Source organism: Streptomyces sp. 6-11-2 (assembly GCF_006540305.1).
Classification (GTDB): Bacteria; Actinomycetota; Actinomycetes; order Streptomycetales; family Streptomycetaceae; genus Streptomyces.
On the sequence record NZ_BJOR01000001.1, the window covers coordinates 7,358,409 to 7,374,699 of the forward strand.

Below are 16,291 nucleotides of genomic sequence, written 5' to 3' on the forward strand. Positions count from 1 at the left end.
CGTCAGCCCTCCTTTCCGCGCACCAGGCGCATGACGAGCCCGGTCACCATCAGCACCACGGCGGTCAGGCAGACGCTGATCGCGGCGGCGCCGCCCACCTCGTGGGTGAGGAAGGCACCCTGGTAGATGAAGACGCTGGGCACGGTGGTGGAGGTGCCGGGGCCGCCGGTGGTGGTGTTCCACACCAGGTCGAAGTTGCGCAGGGCGTAGGTGATGGTGAGGACCAGGGCGATGGACATCTCGCCGCGCAGCGCGGGCAGGGTGACGGTGAAGAACTCGCGGACCGGGCCGCAGCCGTCGATGCGGGCGGACTCGTACAGCTCGGTGGGGATCTTCTGGGTGCCGGCGAGGAAGAGCACCATGCACAGCCCGTACATCACCCAGGTGCCGACGAGGCCGACCGAGGGCAGGGCGGTGTGGTAGTCGCCCAGCCAGGCGCGGGCCAGGGAGCCCAGGCCGACGGCGCGCAGGGCGGCGTTGAGTGGCCCGTCGATGTCGTAGAGCCACCGCCAGGAGACGGCGACCACGACGGTGGCCAGGATCTGCGGCAGGAACAGCACCGCACGGAAGAAGCTCAGTCCGTACACCCGGATGCGGGACATCAGGGCGGCGAGGAAGAGGCCGAGGGCGACCGGCAGCAGCGCGTAGAAGACCACGAACTCCAGCGAGTGGCCGATCGCGGCGGGGATACGGGTGTCGGACAGCAGGGCGCGGTAGTTGCCGAGCCCCACCCAGCGGCCCTCGGTGAGGCCGTCCCAGCGGAACAGGGAGATCCAGGCGGTCTGGCCCAGCGGCCGCAGCACGAACAGCGTGTAGACGATGGCGGCGGGCAGCAGATACCAGAGGGCGGGCCAGTACTGGCGTCCGGCCCAGGCGCGCAGGCCGTGCCGTCTCCGGTGGGCCGGTGGCTCGTGGTCGGCGCGGACCATTGCGGGGGACGCGGGCTCGGTGGCGGTGGCCCGTCCGGAGAGGGGGGCCGCGGTCACGGGGTGCCTCCGGCGGCTGCCGCGTCCTGGCGCTGCTGCTGCTGGAACGCCAGCCAGTTGTTCTGCAGGCCCTCGGCGAAGCCGCGCGGGGAGGTGCGGCCGGCCAGCAGGTCCTGGGTCCTGGAGCCGATGGTGTCGAGCATCGTGGTGGAGGCCCAGTCGAGGTAGAAGTTCTGCCCGTCGTCGGCGAGCAGCTTGAGCCCGATGCCGTTGACCTGGTCGACGACCTTGCTGTCGGCCTTGACGGTGCCCTGGCCCGTGACCGGGGTGCGGCCGACGTCCGCGAGGGTCTGCGCGAACCGGTCGCTCATCAGCATGTCGAGGAAGGCGACCGCGGCGGGCAGGTGCTGGGTCTTGGAGCTGATGTGCCAGCCGAGGCCGAGCGAGCCGACCGTGGCGCGGGTGCCGTCGGGCCGGGCGGGCAGGGTGAAGCCGACATGGCCGTTCATGCTCTGCTGGAGAGCCGGCGCGTTCCAGGAGCCGGCGACCAGGAAGACGCCCTGGCCGTGGCTGAACTTGGCGACCGCGTCGTCGGAGCTGATGCCGTCGTAGCCGTTGCCGAACCAGCCGCGCTTCGCCCAGTCCTGCACGGTACGGGCCGCGGCCTCGGTGCCCTGGTCGGCGATCGTGGCGCCGGGGACCCCGCTGATCCACGACCGGATGTCGCGGCTGGGCACGTTCTGCGCCTGGACCAGGCCGATGACCTGGCTGGCGGGGTACTTCTCGGAGTTGCCCAGCATGATGGGCTGCTGTCCCGCGGCCTCGGCGCGGGCCAGCGCGTCGGTGAACTCGGCGTAGGTCGTGGGCGGCTTGATACCCAGCTTGGCCAGCTTGTCGGTGTTGTAGAACACGCCGACGTACTCGGTGGCGGGAGAGATGCCGTACAGGCTGCCGGAGCCGAAGACGGCGCCGTCGGGGGTCCAGCGGTACTGCTTGAGGGCGCCGTCGGTGAAGGTGTTCTCCCAGCCGTAGGCGCGCATCACGTCGTCCAGCGGGCGGATCAGCCCGGCCTTGACCAGCGGGCCGTCGGTGCCGTAGCCCTGGTTGCCCTGCACCAGGTCGGGCGCGTCGGTGCCGGACATCGAGTTGACGACGGTCTTCATCAGGTCGTCGAAGCCCTTGGTGACGACCTCGACCTTGACGTTGGGGTACTTCTTCTCGTACATCGGCACGAGCGCCTTGAGAGTGGCGTCCTCGCCCGAGTCGGCGAGCACGCGCAGGGTGGTGGGCCCGGGCTTGGCCACCTCCTGGACGGTCACCGGCTGGGTGATCCGCGGTCCGGTGACGCCGGACGAGGCGGTGGTGCCGCCGGCTCCGGGGACACCGCACCCGGAGACCAGCAGCCCGGTCAGGGCCAGCCCCGCGGCCCCGGTCCAACGCAGCTTGTTCATCCTTGCTCCACTTCGGGCCCGCCCGCGGGCGGACCGGGAACGGCGCCCGGAAGGCGCGGCGGTCGGGCCGCGCGCCCCGGGGCAGCCGGGTGATCAGGAGTGGGCGGCCACCTTCGCGGCCAGCCAGGCGTAGTTGGCCGCCTGCTCGGCGGCGACCTGCGGGTACTGATCGGCGGGGGTCGGTGCCCGGTCCTGCTCGACCAGCAGCCAGTCGCGGTAACCGCCGCGCAGCAGCTCGGCCAGGAAGGCGTCGATGTCGACGTCGCCCTCGCCGAACGGCACGCAGACGTCCGCCCACCACTCGTCGAAGTCGGTGCGGCCGGCGGCCTTGGCGTCGGTGAGCACGGCCATCCGTACGTCCTTGACGTGCACGTGGTTGATGCGCTCGCGCCAGGCCCGCAGGCACTCCACCGGGTCGCCGCCGGCCAGCTGGATGTGCGCGATGTCGAGGGTGAGGCCGACCTCGGTCAGCTCCAGCAGCCGCTCGACCTCCCACGGCGACTCCACATAGGTGCTGATGTGGGGGTGGAAGGAGGGGCGCAGTCCGTAGGAGCGGGCCATCGCCACCGCGCGCTCGGACAGCCGGGCCAGACGCTCCCAGCCGGCCTCGTCCAGGGCCAGCGAGCGGTCGTCCCAGGAGCGGGCGGGGTGGTGCAGCAGGGTCTGGCTGCCCTCGTCGGCCAGGATGGCCAGCGGCGCCCGGTCGGCGGGGGTGCCCGCGGCCTCGGCGCACGCCGCCAGTTCGCGGCAGGTCTGCTCCATCCGGGCCAGGTCGTGCTCCACCACGTCGTCGCCGAGGGCGTAGTGCACGGGGATGTAGGCGCCGACGGCGGCCAGGCGGTGCTCGGTGAACAGCGCGGCGGTCTGCTCCGGCGTGCCGAAGAAGCCGGGCGGGCCGAGTTCGCTGCCGTGGTAGCCGGCCTCGGCCATGGAGGCCAGCAGGGCGCCGGGGGAGGAGTCGGGCCCGCCCGCGCCTTCGCCGTACACGCCGTAGCTCACCGGCGCGTTGCCGATCAGGATGCCGTCAGGCAGGCGGCCCGAGAGGTGCGTGTCAGGGGTCGTGGTGGGGTGCGTGGCGTAGTCCGTGTCGGGGTTCACGGCGGAGCCCGTGGTGCGGCCGGTCATGCGACGGCCCCCTTCGCGGCCTCGCCGCCGACCGCGACGCCCGCCCCCGCGGCGAGCGCGGCGACCAGCGCCTGGAGACAGCGCACGTCCTCGGCAGCCCCGGCGGCGCCGGAGCGGACCGGTGCCTCACCGTGCACCGCGGCGGCGAATTCCTCCAGCTGGCGCACGAACCCGGTGTCGTAGCCGTGCCGCGCGGTGGTGTCGCGGCGCAGCGCGCCCTCGGCGCGTTCCACACGCAGGGTGGAGCGCACGTCCACCAGGTAGGGCGCGGCCATGTCCAGCCGCAGCCGGCCGTCGCGGGCGAGTACGGCGATCTCCTCGCCGTACTCGGGGTGGTCCGGGAGCCAGTTCCAGTTGAGGACCAGCTGGGCGCCGTCGCCCAGGGGCGCGGTGGCCAGCAGGCACGGCGGTTCGCCCTCGACCGGCCACGGCCACAGCTGGGCGCTGTCGAATGCGGTGGGCAGGGTGAAGCCGAGCGCGCGCAGTACGGAGAGTTCGTGGATCACCGAGCCGTTCAGCACGTCCCGGTAGTAGCGGCCCAGCTCGGCCGGTACCTCGCCGAGGGCGTCCAGGGTGCGCGCGTCCTCGTAGGCGAGGGACTCGGCGATCACGGAGAGGTCCGCGTCGTCGGTCGGCGGGGCCAGCCGCAGATGCTCCACCTGCGGTTCGTCGGCGGGGTGCAGCACGGTGACCCGGACCGTGCGCGGGGTGTCCAGCTCGGCCAGCTCGGCCGCGGCGACCTCGGTGAGCGGGTCGTACATCTTCATGTAGCCGACCTGAAGCACCAGGCCCCTGGCCTCGGCGAGCGCGCCCAGTTCCTCGGCCTCGGCCACGGTCAGGCACAGCGGCTTCTCGGCGAGGACGTGCTTTCCGGCCTCCAGCGCGGCGCGTGCGGCCTGCGCGTGGGTGCCGGGGGTGGCCAGCAGTACGGCGTCGACGGTGTCGTCGGCCAGCACGCTCTCATAGCTGTGCGTGGCCCGTACGCCGACGCCGCAGCGGGCGGCCACCGCCGCCGCGCGGGAGGGGGACAGGTCGCACACGACCGTGGTCTCGAACAGCGCGCCCAGGCGCTGGACGGCGGGGAGGTGGACCGACTGAGAAATCGTTCCTGCGCCTATGACGGCGAGACGGACCGGTGGATGTGACGGCATCGAGGCTCCCTCGGCTCGGGTGCGGCGCGGTGTGCTGTCGCGGTCGCGGATGAGTGGTGTCGCGGGTGGTGGTGTCGGGGGCGTGCCATCGGGCTGGGCCCTGTGGCCTGTTGGAGGCAGGGGCCGGCGGTGGCCCCGTGCACCGGCAGGCGGGCACACGCCGGGGAACGGAAGAGGGGCTTCCGAATTTCGGCGTGGGGGGATCATGACGCACTTCAGTCCAGTCAGTCCAGTGTTTGGACCAGATTTTGATCTGGTCCATGAACTGGTTGCTCTGGTACGGTCCATGACCGTGACCACGCATGACGCAACGGCCTCACCATCCGCCCCCGCCCCCGCCAGCGCCGTGAGCTCGCCCGCCGCGACCGCAGGTCCGGCCGTCCAGCTCGCCCGCCGCGCACTCGGGCAATTGCTGGACCGCCGGGTATGGGCCCCGGGCAGCCAACTGCCCGGGGAGCGCGCACTGGCCCAGCGAGTCGGCGTCAGCCGCAGCAGCCTGCGCCAGGCCCTTGCCCTGCTGGAGGACGAGGGCCGGGTGCACTCCTCCCCGCAGCGCGGCTGGTTCGTCGCCACCGACGTGGTCAGTGAGCCGCCCAGCGTGCTGAAGAGCTTCACCGACATCGCCCGCGCCCGGGGCCTGACCGCCACCGCACGGCTGCTGCGCCGCGAGGTCCGCCCGGCCGGCTACGAGGAATCGGCCCGGCTGCGCATCGCACCCGCCGCCGAGGTCCTGGAGATCGTCCGGGTACGCGGCCTGGACGATGTACCGGTGTGCCTGGACACCACGGTGCTGGTGCGCTCCCGCGCTCGGGCACTGGAGGGCGCCGACCTGACGGACCGTTCGCTCTTCGCCGAGCTGGAGGCCAGGGCCGGGGTGCGCGTCATGCACAGCACGTACACCGCGCGCGCCGACGGCGCCCAGCCCCTGGAGGCGGAGCTGCTGCGGGTGCCGCCGGGCACCCCGGTCCTGGTCGGCGAGGAGGTCACCTACGACCAGAACGACACCCCGGTGTTGCTCGGCCGGGCCGTGTACCGCGGCGACGCCTACCGCCTCGAAGCCACCCTGCACCGCAGCTCCGACTGACCCCACCGCATCCCAGGCGAAGGCCAACTCCCGTGAACACCAGCCCGATCCCGGCGCCCGCCGGGGAACCGTCCGGCCGTGCCGCCGTCGCGGCCCTGGACGTCGGCGGCACGAAGATCGCCGCCGGACTCGTCACCGCCGACGGCACCCTGCTGCACCGCCGTGAAGTGCCCACCGCCACCGCCGCCGAGGGAGGACTGCGCGACCCCGGTCTGGCCGGCACCGCCCGGGCGGCCCGCGCCCTCCTCGACGACGCCGCCCGGCTGGGCGTCACGGTGACCGCTCTGGGTGCCGGATTTCCCGAATATGTCGACGCCGACGGCATGTTGACCAGCCGTGAGGTACTGGCCTGGGACGTCCAGCCCGCCGCCGTACTCGCCGCCGAGGCCGCGCCCGGCCTGCCGGTGGCTGTCGGCTCCGACGCGCGCTGCGGGGCGCTCGGCGAGGCGCGGCACGGAGTCGGCCGCGACCTTCCCGACTTCTTCTACGTCTCCCTGGGTACGGGGCTGTCCTCCACCCTCGTTCTCGACGGGTGGCCCGTCGCCGGGCGGCGCGGGGAGGCCATCGCCCTGGGGGAGTTGGAGGTCCCGGCCTCCGTGGACCCGGACTGGCGCGGAAACCTCGAACAGTACTGCTCCGGCCGCGGCATCGGCGCACGCCGCACCGCCTGCGGCGGCTCACCCGTACCGGGCGCCCGTGAGGTCACCGCCCTGGCCCGGTCCGGCGACCCGGCCGCGGCCCGGGTCCTGACGACCGCCGGACAGGCGCTGGGCACGGTGCTCGGCCAACTCGTCCGCGTTCTTGACCCGTCGGCGATCGTGCTCGGCGGCGGGCTCGGCACCGGCGACGGACCGCTGCACGCCGCCCTGCGCGAGGCCTACGCCCACACCACCCGCACCCGCCCCGCGCCGCCGCCCATCCACCGGGCCGCCCTCGGCCCGGACGCCGGCCTGATCGGCGCCGCGGCACTGCCGGCACTCAGGGGGGTCACGGCGTCGATTTCCTGACGCCGCGTGCGGCTTCTGACGCCGACAGCAGGCGGGGCGTGGACCGGAACTGCATCGGTCCACGCCCCGCCTTCCGAAGGAAGGAAACCGCTCAGCAGTACAGGTTGTTACCGGGGCTCACGCCGAGGATGGAGGCGAAGCGCTGGTAGGCGTCCACGCGGCTCTGCACCTGGGCGGGATTCCTGCCGTCGCATTCCAGGGAGCCGTTGATCGAGCGGATGGTCTGCCCGAAGCCGGCGCCGTTGACCATGGCGGCGTGCGGGGTCATGGTGCCGGGACCCGACTGGGTGTTCCAGTACCACAGGCCGGTCTTCCAGGCCACGGACGCGTCGTTCTGCACCAGCCAGGGGTTGTTGAGCAGGTCGATGCCGAGCGCGTCGCCGGCAGCCTTGTAGTTGAAGTTCCAGCTGAGCTGGATCGGCCCGCGGCCGTAGTAGGCCGCCTGCCCGGCGGGGCAGCCGTACGGCTGGTTCCAGTCGCAGTAGTGGGGGTAGTTGGCAGTGTTCTGCTCCACGACGTAGACCAGGCCGCCCGTCTCGTGATTGACGTTGGCCAGGAACGCGGCCGCCTCCTGCTTCTTGGTCGTGTCGCTGCCCGTACCGGCGAAGCCGGGGTAGGCGCTGAGCGCGGCGGTGAGGCCGCTGTACGTGTAGAAGGAGTTCCGGTTCGGGAACATCTGGTTGAACTGGGCTTCGGAGACGACGAATCCGGACGGGTTGCCGCCGCCGCCGCTCGCGGGAGCGTTCCACTTCTGGTTGGCGCCTCCGGTGCAGGTCCAGATCTGCAGGCGGGTGCCGTTGGCGCTGTTGTTGTCCCGGACGTCGAGGCACTTGTTCGCGGCCGGGTTGACGATGTCGCGAGCGCCGGTGACGACCCACTGCTGGTTCGCTCCGCCGGAACAGTCCCACAGCTGGACGGCGGCTCCGTCGGCCGTGCTGCGGTCGACGACGTCGAGGCACTTGCCGAGCGCCCGCAGGGTTCCGTCACCGGAGTTGGACCACTTCTGGGCGTTCGTGCCGTTGCACTCGTAGAGCTGGACGGCCGTGCCGTTGGCGTTGCTCGCGGCGGCGACGTCGACGCACTTGCCCGCGAGGCCGGTGATCTGCCCGTCCGCCGCCCAGGCGGGCGAGACGCCGAACAGAGCGGAAAGGGCGAGAGCGAGCACCGCGCTGACCGTGAGCCTGGCCAGGGGTGAGCGTCTGCGGAGGCTGGTACCGGGGTGGGGGGTGGACATGAGGAGTGTGCTCCTGAGGAAGAGGCGATGGAGTGACGACGTGGCCGTCGGGCTCCGGTGGGGCTCGGGGCGGCCGCGAGGGTGGGGGACGACTGCGAGCCGGCGAAGAGCGTCGTTGCCACACGAGCACTCAACCCGGCGCTGTGGGAGGGGCCTGACGGCCTGGAATCTAAAGGTCTAAACCAATGCGGTCAAGAGCTGTACATGACATCTGGCCGATAATCGAGGGGCGACCGAGGGGGGCGACGGCCACGCCGTCGCCACGAGCCGCAGGGAAGGGGGCCGTCGGGGAACAGGGCCTGCCGGATGGCGCCTTCACTGATCTGGCCCCCGAACAGGCGGCGACCGATGTGGTGTTGGACGAGCACACGGTTCCGGGCAGGCGGGTGGCCCGCGACGGCGACTCTGTCCGGGAGTTGTGGGTTCACCGGATCGAGGAGCACGTCCGCCGCTGCGGGCACACCGATCTGCTGCGCGAGTGCATCGACGGCCGGGTGGGGGAGTGGTGCGCGTCCTGCATGACGTCAGTTGGGGCAGCAGCGGCGGTCCGCGCGGCGCAGTTCTCCGGCTGTCAGCGCGGCACAGGTGGCGCCGAGGCAGAGCAGGCCCGCGGCACGCCATGACTCGCGGACGGGTGCGGTGCACGAACCCGCGGTGGCGGCCTCGTCCCTCCCCGTGCGTGCGGCCGGCACTTACCTGTCAGGTCATCGCCCCCAGCGCGCCCACCTGCCAGGATCGCCGGTGCAACAGAGCCCGACCGGCCGGAAGGACGACATGCCCGCCTATGCCATAGCCCACTTGCAGGAGGCCGCTCCGCACCCGGAGATCGCCGAGTACATCGAGCGCATCTCCGCCACCTTCGAGCCGTACGGTGGCCGTTTCCTCGTACACGCCACGCGGCACGAGGTGAAGGAGGGCCACTGGCCCGGGCACGTCGTGGTGATCTCCTTCCCCGGGATCGCCGAGGCGCGGGCCTGGTGGGACTCACCCGCGTACCAGGAGATCGCACCGCTGCGCTCGCGGCACATCGAAGGCGACATCATCCTGGTCCCAGGTGTCCCCGAGGACTACGACCCGACCGGCGCCGCGAAGGCGATGCGGGCGGCGCTGCCCGCCGAGTAGCTCTCGGATTCGGGCACGCCTTGACAGGCCGGCCCCGTCACCCGCAGGATCACCCCGTGAACCTGTCAGACAGCCAGACAGGTGGTCCGGGGCCGCGGCGCGTCAGCGCCATGGAAGCGGTGCTCGGCCACCTTCGCGGCGCCATCGAGCGCGGTGACTACGCCATCGGCGACAAGCTCCCCTCGGAGGCGGAGCTGTGCCGCACCCTGGAGGTCAGCCGGCCCGTGCTGCGGGAGGCCCTGCGGGCCCTGCAGACGATGGGGCTCACGGTCTCCAGGACCGGCAAGGGCACCTTCGTCGTCGCCGACGCCGTCGAGGACCCCACCTTCGGCGACTACGCGGCCAGCGACCTCCTGGAGGTGCGCCGCCACGTCGAGATCCCGGTCGCCGGGTACGCGGCGCGGCGGCGCACCGCCGAGAACCTCGACCACCTGGCCCACCTCCTGGACCGGATGGAGCAGGAGACGGACACCACCGCCTGGGTCGCGATGGACACCGTCTTCCACCTGGCCGTGGCCGAAGCCGCCCAGAACCCGGTCTTCCGGCGGGTGATCGAGGAGATCCGGGACGCGCTGGCCCGCCAGTCCGCCTTCCTCAACGAACTCGGCGGCCGACGCGAGCAGTCCAACCGCGAGCACCGGGCGATCGTCGAGGCACTGATCGACGGTACCGAGCACGACGCGGTGCAGGCCATGACCCACCATCTCGACCGCGTCGAGACGACCCTCACCGACATCATGCGCCCGACCCGCACGGACGCCCCCACCGAAGACGGACCCGAGGCATGAACCAGGCAGTGATGTACGGAAGCTCGGTGGCCGAGGCCCCTGTGATCCGGGAGCCCCTGCACGCCCCCGTCGCCCACCTCGTCCGCGGCGGGGTCGTCGAGGGCATCCACTACGGCTCGGTCGTCGTCCTCGGCGCCGACGGAGCCGTGGAGCTGCAACTCGGCGACATCGAGGCCGCCTTCTACCCGCGCTCGGCGCTCAAGCCGGTCCAGGCGGTGGCGATGCTCCGGGCCGGGCTGCCGCTCGACGGGGAACTGCTGTCGCTGACCGCGGCCAGCCACTCCGGGGAGGAGCGGCACCTGACCGGCACCCGGCGCATCCTGGAGCTGGCCGGAGTCACCGAGGACGACCTGCGCAACGTCCCCGACCTGCCGTACGACCCGGTCGTCCGCGACGCCTGGGTGCGCGAGGGGCGCCTGCCGTCCCGGCTCGCGCAGAACTGCTCCGGCAAGCACGCGGCCATGCTCTACACCTGCCGCCTCAACGACTGGCCGCTGGAGGACTACCTCGACCCGGGCCACCCGCTGCAGCGGGCCGTCGCCGAGGCCGTCGAGGACCTCACCGGGCAGGCGATCGCCCGCGTGACCGTCGACGGCTGCGGAGCGCCGCTGTTCGCCGTCTCGCTGCACGGGCTCGCGCGCGCCGCGGCCCGGATCACCACCGCGCCGGCCGACACCCCCGAGACGCGGGTGGCGGACGCCATGCGCGAGCACGCCGAGACGGCCTCCGGCTCCGGGCGCGACGTCGCCGCGCTGATGCGCGCCGTGCCCGGGCTGCTCGCCAAGGACGGCTTCGAGGGCGTCCAGGTCGCCGCGCTGCCGGACGGCCGGGCCGTCGCCGTGAAGATCGCCGACGGAGCGAACCGGGCGCGCGTCCCGGTCGCCGCCGCGGCCCTCGCCCGGGCCGGGGTCGACCCGGCCGCGCTCGCCGAGTTCGCCGGGGAGCCTCTGCTCGGCGGCGGCCGACCGGTCGGCAGCGTCCGCCCCACCCGCGCGCTCGATCCCGCCCCGGGCACCCGGCTCCGCTCGGGCGGGGGCGGCCCCCACTCCCGAACGTCCGCCTGACCGCACCGCCCACCTCCGAAAGAGGATCCGCACAGCCATGACCGCCGCAGCCCACCGCAGCGAGCACGACCTGCTCGGCCACCGCGACGTACCCGCCGAGGCGTACTGGGGCATCCACTCCCTGCGCGCCAAGGAGAACTTCCCCATCACGGGGACGCCGATCTCCGCCTACCCGCACCTGATCGACGCCCTCGCCGCCGTCAAGGAGGCCGCCGCCCTCGCCAACGAGGAACTCGGCCTCCTGGAGCCGCGGAAGGCCGCCGCCATCGTCGAGGCCTGCCGCGAGATCCGCGACGGCAAGCTGCACGACGAGTTCGTCGTCGACGTCATCCAGGGCGGCGCCGGCACCTCCACCAACATGAACGCCAACGAGGTCGTCGCCAACCGCGCGCTGGAACTGCTCGGCCACGCCAAGGGCGAGTACCAGCACCTGCACCCCAACGAGGACGTCAACCTCGGCCAGTCCACGAACGACGTCTACCCGACCGCCGTGAAGATCGCCACGGTGTTCGCCGTACGTGGCCTGCTCAAGGCGATGGCGGTACTCCAGGACGCCTTCGCCGGGAAGGCCGTCGAGTTCCGCGACGTACTCAAGATGGGCCGCACCCAGCTCCAGGACGCCGTGCCGATGACGCTGGGGCAGGAGTTCTCCGCGTTCGCGGTCATGCTCGACGAGGACCGTCTCCGGCTCGCGGAGGCCGTCGAACTGATCCACGAGATCAACCTGGGCGCCACGGCGATCGGCACCGGTCTCAACGCCCCCGCCGGATACGCCGAGTCGGCCCGCCGCCACCTCGCCGAGATCACCGGCCTGCCGCTGGTGACGGCCGCCAACCTGGTGGAGGCCACCCAGGACTGCGGTGCCTTCGTGCAGATGTCCGGCGTGCTCAAGCGGATCGCCGTCAAGCTCTCCAAGAGCTGCAACGACCTGCGCCTGCTGTCGTCCGGGCCGCGCGCGGGCCTGGGCGAGATCAACCTGCCGCCGGTGCAGGCCGGTTCGAGCATCATGCCCGGCAAGGTCAACCCGGTGATCCCCGAGGTCGTCAACCAGGTCGCCTTCGAGGTGATCGGCAACGACGTGACCATCACCATGGCCGCCGAGGCCGGTCAGCTCCAGCTGAACGCCTTCGAGCCGGTCATCCTGCACTCCCTCTCCGAGAGCATCACGCACCTGGAGCACGCCTGCCTGACCCTCGCCGAGCGGTGCGTGGCCGGCATCACGGCCAACACGGCGCAGCTGCGGACCGCGGTGGAGAACTCCATCGGTCTGGTCACCGCCCTCAACCCGTACATCGGGTACGAGGCGGCCACCGGCATCGCCAAGGAGGCCCTGGCCACCGGCCGCGGCGTCGCCGAACTCGTCCTGGAGAAGGGCCTGCTCCCGGCCGAACGCCTTGAGTCACTGCTGCGGCCCGAGGTGCTCGCGGGCAGCGGATCGCCGGAGGTCTGAGCCACCACCCGCCCGGAGAGTACCGGGGCAGGCGCGCCGCTCACACGGCGGTCATGCGCGCGCCGTCCGGCCGAGGGGCGTGCGTCGCCTTCCGGCCACCAGGCGTTGACACGCTTCCCGAGTGTTGGCCATGGCTTTCCCCGTCGATCTCCGCCGCTGCCAGGCCCTCGGCCTGGCCGGTACCGCCTTCCTCGCGTTGGGCGGTCAGACCGCCGGGGCCCTGCCGGTCGCGGATCTGGTCTCTCCCGAGTCCGGACGCGCCGCGCTCGGACTGGTGGGGGTGTACTTCGGGGTCGTTCTGCTGATCGCCGCGTGGGCGCTGCTCGGCCGGGTGATCCGCGGCCCCGAGCCGCCCACGCCCCGCGCCCTGCTGCTCGTCCTGGCCGTGTGGGCGGCGCCGCTGCTGCTGGCGCCGCCGCTGTTCAGCCGGGACGTGTACAGCTATCTCGCGCAGGGCGCCATGGTCGACGCCCATCTCGACGTGTACAGGCACGGGCCGGCGCAACTCGGCGGACCGCTCGCGGCCGAGGTCGCGCCGGTGTGGCGGGACACCGCGACCCCGTACGGTCCGGTCTTCCTCGCCGTCGCCTCCGCTCTTTCCGGTCTGACCCGCGGGGAGCTGCCGGCCGGCCTGATCGGCATGCGGCTGGTCGCACTGCTCGGTGTGGCCCTCATGGCCGTCGCACTGCCCCGGCTCGCCCGGCAGTGCGGCGCCGATCCCGCCGCCGCGCTGTGGCTCGGCGCCCTCAACCCGCTGGTGCTGCTGCACCTGGTCGCCGGCGCCCACAACGACGCCATCATGCTGGGGCTGCTCGGCATCGGACTGCTCGCCGCCCGCGGCCGCCTGCACGTCCTCGGTGTCGTCCTGATCACGCTCGCCGCGCTGGTGAAGGCACCGGCCGCGCTCGGCCTGCTGGCCGTGATCGCGCTGCGCAGGCACACCGGACTGGCACGCGCGGTGGCGACGACCACCGCGGTCGCGCTCGCCACCACGGTCGTGGCAACCGCCCTCGCGGGCACGGGATACGGCTGGATCGCGGCCCTGCGAACACCGGTCTCCCCGCACAACTGGTCGCCCACCAGCGTCCTGGGCGGGGTCACGGGCGACGTCCTCGCACAGCTGGGCAGCGGCCTCGCGCCCCTCGCCACCCCGGTCTGGCACGCGGCGGGACTTCTCGCGACCACGGCCGCCGTGCTGTTCATCTGGCTCCGGCTGCGCCCCGGCCCGATCTACGCGCTCGGCCTGAGCCTCGCCGCCGTGGCCGTCCTCGGTCCGGCGATCCGGCCCTGGTACGCCCTGTGGGGCCTGTTCCTCATCGCCGCCGCCGCGCCCAGCGCCTCCGTCCGCCACCGGGTGGCCGCCGCGACCGCCGTCCTCGCGCTCGCCGTACTGCCGAGCGGCGACCCGCCGGACCTCGCCCAGGTGGCCCTGGCGGTCTCCGGAGGCGCGCTCGCCCTGGTCGTCCTGTGGCAGGCCCACCAGACGGCTCAGGCACCGGTGCTGGGAGGAACCGCGTGAGACTGCCGCGCACCGACAGGGGACGGCTCGTCCTCGTCCTGTGCCTCGCCGTGGCCGTGACCGTCTTCACCGCCACCGTGCCGCTGCTGCGCGGCTGGTTCGACCTGCGTGTCTACTACGGCGCCGTGAACGCCTGGGTGCACCACGGCGGCCGTATCTACGACTACCAGGTGCCGGGGACCACCTACGGTTTCACCTACCCGCCGTTCGCCGCCCTGAGCATGCTGCCGATGGCACTCGTCGGCCTCAACACGGCGATCACGGCCGCGCTGCTGCTCGACCTCGTCGCCGTCGCCGCCGTGCTGTGGATCCTCGTCGGCCGGGAACTGCGCCGCCACGGCTGGTTCGGCTGGGCCCTGGCGGCCTGCGCACTGGCGCTGCTCGAACCCGTACGGGACACCATCAGCTTCGGACAGGTCAACCTCCTGCTGCTGGCCCTCGTGCTCGCCGACGGCTGGCTGCTGTCCGGTGGACGCGGTCGCTGGGGCCGCTGGGCGGGGGCGGGCATCGGGCTCGCCGCGGCCGTGAAGCTCACGCCCGCGGTCTTCATCGGCCTGCTGCTGCTCGCCCGGCGCTGGCGGGCCGCCGCCGCCGCGACCGCCGTCGCCGTGGTCGCCACCGTTCTCGCGGCCTGGGCGGCACCGGGCGCGTCCCGCTTCTACTGGACGCACGCCGTCTGGGACACCACCCGCGTCGGCCGCCTCGACTACGTCTCCAACCAGTCCCTCCAGGGCGTTCTCGCCCGGCTCGCGGCACCCGGCGAACCCAGCCGTGCCGTCTGGGCCCTGGCCGTCGTCCTCGTCCTGGCGGTCTGGGTGTGGCGCACGCACCGGGCCCTGCGCGCCGGTGACTGGCCGGCCGCCCTCGCCCTCACGGGACTTGTCCCCTGCCTGATCAGCCCGATCACCTGGGTGCACCATCTCGTCTGGCTGCTGCCGTCGTTCGCGGTGCTGGTGCGCGCACGCCACCTGCGGACCGCGGCCGTCCTGTACGGGCTGCTGTGCAGCAGCGTGGTCTGGCTGTGGTTCGACGACTCCTCCGGACTCGACGGCTTCCTCGGCAGCAACACCTATGTGTGGATCACCCTGGGCCTGCTGCTGACCCTGCCGACCGGTCGGCCCCACACCACGAGCCGGCCCCTCGTCGGCAGCACCGGAGAACCCGCGCCCGGCGAGCCACACGCCCGCCCGTACACGACGCGGCCGTAGGCCATGCCCGCGGCACAGATACCGGACGATCTCGGTGTACGGCGCCCGTTCATCCCTCCCTCATCCCGGTTCGAGACGGAGTTAAGCCCCGGGCAGAACAGTGCTGCCGCATACCACCAGGAGGTTTCGATGAGATCGTGGCGTCGCGCGGCATCCGTCATACTGGCCTTGAGCGCCCTCGCCTTCGCCCTGACGAACCAGTCGGCCACGGCCGACCCCGGGCACAGCCGCTTCAGTTTCGCGGTGATCGGCGACATCCCCTACGGGGACAGCCAGATCGCCGATTTCCCGAAGGTGATCAGCCAGATCAACGCTGATCCCGACGTACGGTTCGTCCACCACGTCGGCGACATCAAGAACGGCTCCACCGTCTGCAGTGACGACTACTTCAAGCTGATCAAGTCGGACTTCGACACGTTCGAGGACCCGCTCGTCTACACCGTGGGCGACAACGAGTGGACCGACTGCCACCGGCCCAACAACGGAAGCTACGACCCGCTGGACCGCCTGGCCGCCATCCGCGACGTCTTCTTCCCCCAGCCGGGCCGGACACTGGGCCGCAACAGCGTCCGGGTGACCTCGCAGGCCGACCAGGGCTACCCCGAGGACGTCCGGTACACCCGGGCGAACGTCGCCTTCGCCGCCCTGCACATCGTCGGCAGTAACAACAGCATGGCGCCGTGGACCGGCAACACCTCGGCCACGCCGGAGCAGGCGGCCGAGGTGCTCGGCCGTACGGCCGCCGTGGTGCAGGAGATCCGCGAGACCTTCGCGGCCGCCGCGCACGAGCACAACAAGGCCGTCGTCCTGCTCACCCAGGCCGACATGTTCGATCCGACGGTCACCGACCCGTCCTTCGCGGACTATTACGCCTTCCAGCCGATCGTCAGGGCGATCGCCGAGGAGTCGGCCAGGTTCCGGGGCCCGGTGTACCTCTTCAACGGCGACAGCCACGTCTACACCAGCGACAAGCCGCTGGACACCGGCTCCCAGTGGCTGTCCTTCTACGGCGTCACGTCCGTCGCACCCAACCTCCACCGGGTCACCATCGACGGCTCGACCGACGTCGGCAACTGGCTGAAGGTGACGATCGATCCGGGCAGCAAGCAGGTCCTGAGCTGGACCCGGGTGCCCTTCACTCACACGAAGTGAGTCCCCTCCG

General features: G+C 72.4%; 15 protein-coding genes. 10 read left to right on the top strand and 5 right to left on the bottom strand.

From position 1 onward, the window contains the following. Positions 1–2 precede the first annotated feature (2 nt). The 4 genes from TNCT6_RS33015 to TNCT6_RS33030 form a co-directional block, all read right to left on the bottom strand. Entirely contained in the window at positions 3–929 is a 927-nt protein-coding gene (locus tag TNCT6_RS33015) for a carbohydrate ABC transporter permease (protein WP_141367018.1), read from the bottom strand. A 53-nt stretch (positions 930–982) separates the two neighbouring features. Continuing rightward, a complete protein-coding gene (locus tag TNCT6_RS33020; RefSeq protein WP_141364952.1) occupies positions 983–2,377 on the bottom strand; it encodes an ABC transporter substrate-binding protein in 1,395 nt (464 codons plus the stop codon). 93 nt (positions 2,378–2,470) lie between these two features. Then, positions 2,471–3,502: a sugar phosphate isomerase/epimerase gene (locus TNCT6_RS33025; RefSeq protein ID WP_141364954.1), complete on the bottom strand. Its 1,032-nt coding sequence runs from the start codon at positions 3,500–3,502 to the stop codon at positions 2,471–2,473. Then, on the bottom strand, positions 3,499–4,653 hold the full coding sequence (locus TNCT6_RS33030; protein WP_141364956.1) for a Gfo/Idh/MocA family protein: 1,155 nt from the start codon (positions 4,651–4,653) through the stop codon (positions 3,499–3,501). Before TNCT6_RS33030 ends, TNCT6_RS33025 begins: the two co-directional genes overlap by 4 nt. Before the next feature lie 346 nt (positions 4,654–4,999). Between TNCT6_RS33030 and TNCT6_RS33035 the strand changes: the two genes are divergently transcribed. Together TNCT6_RS33035 and TNCT6_RS33040 are read left to right on the top strand one after the other, a co-directional pair. Then, a complete protein-coding gene (locus tag TNCT6_RS33035) occupies positions 5,000–5,737 on the top strand; it encodes a GntR family transcriptional regulator (RefSeq protein WP_253266311.1) in 738 nt (245 codons plus the stop codon). A gap of 32 nt (positions 5,738–5,769) precedes the next feature. Further along, positions 5,770–6,744 (top strand): ROK family protein, encoded by a 975-nt coding sequence (locus TNCT6_RS33040; protein WP_253266312.1) that lies wholly within the window; start codon positions 5,770–5,772, stop codon positions 6,742–6,744. Positions 6,745–6,835: 91 nt separating this feature from the next. Here the strand turns inward: TNCT6_RS33040 and TNCT6_RS33045 are convergent, their stop codons facing one another. Beyond that, entirely contained in the window at positions 6,836–7,978 is a 1,143-nt protein-coding gene (locus tag TNCT6_RS33045; protein ID WP_141364959.1) for a chitinase, read from the bottom strand. Positions 7,979–8,163: 185 nt separating this feature from the next. On the opposite strand from TNCT6_RS33045, the gene TNCT6_RS42160 reads away from it, so the two are divergent. The 8 genes from TNCT6_RS42160 to TNCT6_RS33085 all read left to right on the top strand — a co-directional run bounded on the left by TNCT6_RS42160 (position 8,164) and on the right by TNCT6_RS33085 (position 16,281). Beyond that, positions 8,164–8,601 (top strand): DUF664 domain-containing protein, encoded by a 438-nt coding sequence (locus TNCT6_RS42160; RefSeq protein WP_141364960.1) that lies wholly within the window; start codon positions 8,164–8,166, stop codon positions 8,599–8,601. 151 nt (positions 8,602–8,752) lie between these two features. Beyond that, positions 8,753–9,100, top strand: coding sequence for a DUF1330 domain-containing protein (locus tag TNCT6_RS33055; RefSeq protein ID WP_141367021.1), 348 nt, complete (start codon positions 8,753–8,755; stop codon positions 9,098–9,100). A gap of 110 nt (positions 9,101–9,210) precedes the next feature. Continuing rightward, positions 9,211–9,888, top strand: a complete 678-nt coding sequence (locus TNCT6_RS33060; RefSeq protein ID WP_141367023.1) for a FadR/GntR family transcriptional regulator — start codon at positions 9,211–9,213, stop codon at positions 9,886–9,888. An 11-nt stretch (positions 9,889–9,899) separates the two neighbouring features. Continuing rightward, positions 9,900–10,952 carry an asparaginase gene (locus TNCT6_RS33065; RefSeq protein WP_141367025.1) on the top strand — a complete coding sequence of 351 codons (1,053 nt, stop codon included), beginning with the start codon at positions 9,900–9,902 and terminating at the stop codon, positions 10,950–10,952. Between the two features lie 37 nt (positions 10,953–10,989). After that, positions 10,990–12,402, top strand: a complete 1,413-nt coding sequence (gene aspA / locus TNCT6_RS33070; RefSeq protein WP_141364962.1) for an aspartate ammonia-lyase — start codon at positions 10,990–10,992, stop codon at positions 12,400–12,402. 130 nt (positions 12,403–12,532) lie between these two features. Next, on the top strand, positions 12,533–13,921 hold the full coding sequence (gene mptB / locus TNCT6_RS33075; RefSeq protein ID WP_141364964.1) for a polyprenol phosphomannose-dependent alpha 1,6 mannosyltransferase MptB: 1,389 nt from the start codon (positions 12,533–12,535) through the stop codon (positions 13,919–13,921). Continuing rightward, positions 13,918–15,129 (top strand): glycosyltransferase 87 family protein, encoded by a 1,212-nt coding sequence (locus TNCT6_RS33080; protein WP_141364966.1) that lies wholly within the window; start codon positions 13,918–13,920, stop codon positions 15,127–15,129. The genes mptB and TNCT6_RS33080 overlap by 4 nt, the downstream gene beginning before the upstream one ends. 129 nt (positions 15,130–15,258) lie before the next feature. Further along, on the top strand, positions 15,259–16,281 hold the full coding sequence (locus TNCT6_RS33085; protein WP_141364968.1) for a metallophosphoesterase: 1,023 nt from the start codon (positions 15,259–15,261) through the stop codon (positions 16,279–16,281). Positions 16,282–16,291 lie beyond the last annotated feature (10 nt).

Excerpts from the sequence above, each read along its gene's own strand:
- TNCT6_RS33015 (WP_141367018.1), bottom strand. The coding sequence starts at position 929 with ATGGTCCGCGCCGACCACGAGCCACCGGCCCACCGGAGACGGCACGGC.
- TNCT6_RS33020 (WP_141364952.1), bottom strand. The coding sequence starts at position 2,377 with ATGAACAAGCTGCGTTGGACCGGGGCCGCGGGGCTGGCCCTGACCGGG.
- TNCT6_RS33025 (WP_141364954.1), bottom strand. The coding sequence starts at position 3,502 with ATGACCGGCCGCACCACGGGCTCCGCCGTGAACCCCGACACGGACTAC.
- TNCT6_RS33030 (WP_141364956.1), bottom strand. The coding sequence starts at position 4,653 with ATGCCGTCACATCCACCGGTCCGTCTCGCCGTCATAGGCGCAGGAACG.
- TNCT6_RS33045 (WP_141364959.1), bottom strand. The coding sequence starts at position 7,978 with ATGTCCACCCCCCACCCCGGTACCAGCCTCCGCAGACGCTCACCCCTG.
- TNCT6_RS42160 (WP_141364960.1), top strand. The coding sequence starts at position 8,164 with ATGCGGTCAAGAGCTGTACATGACATCTGGCCGATAATCGAGGGGCGA.
- TNCT6_RS33055 (WP_141367021.1), top strand. The coding sequence starts at position 8,753 with ATGCCCGCCTATGCCATAGCCCACTTGCAGGAGGCCGCTCCGCACCCG.
- TNCT6_RS33060 (WP_141367023.1), top strand. The coding sequence starts at position 9,211 with ATGGAAGCGGTGCTCGGCCACCTTCGCGGCGCCATCGAGCGCGGTGAC.
- TNCT6_RS33065 (WP_141367025.1), top strand. The coding sequence starts at position 9,900 with ATGTACGGAAGCTCGGTGGCCGAGGCCCCTGTGATCCGGGAGCCCCTG.
- aspA (WP_141364962.1), top strand. The coding sequence starts at position 10,990 with ATGACCGCCGCAGCCCACCGCAGCGAGCACGACCTGCTCGGCCACCGC.
- mptB (WP_141364964.1), top strand. The coding sequence starts at position 12,533 with ATGGCTTTCCCCGTCGATCTCCGCCGCTGCCAGGCCCTCGGCCTGGCC.
- TNCT6_RS33085 (WP_141364968.1), top strand. The coding sequence starts at position 15,259 with ATGAGATCGTGGCGTCGCGCGGCATCCGTCATACTGGCCTTGAGCGCC.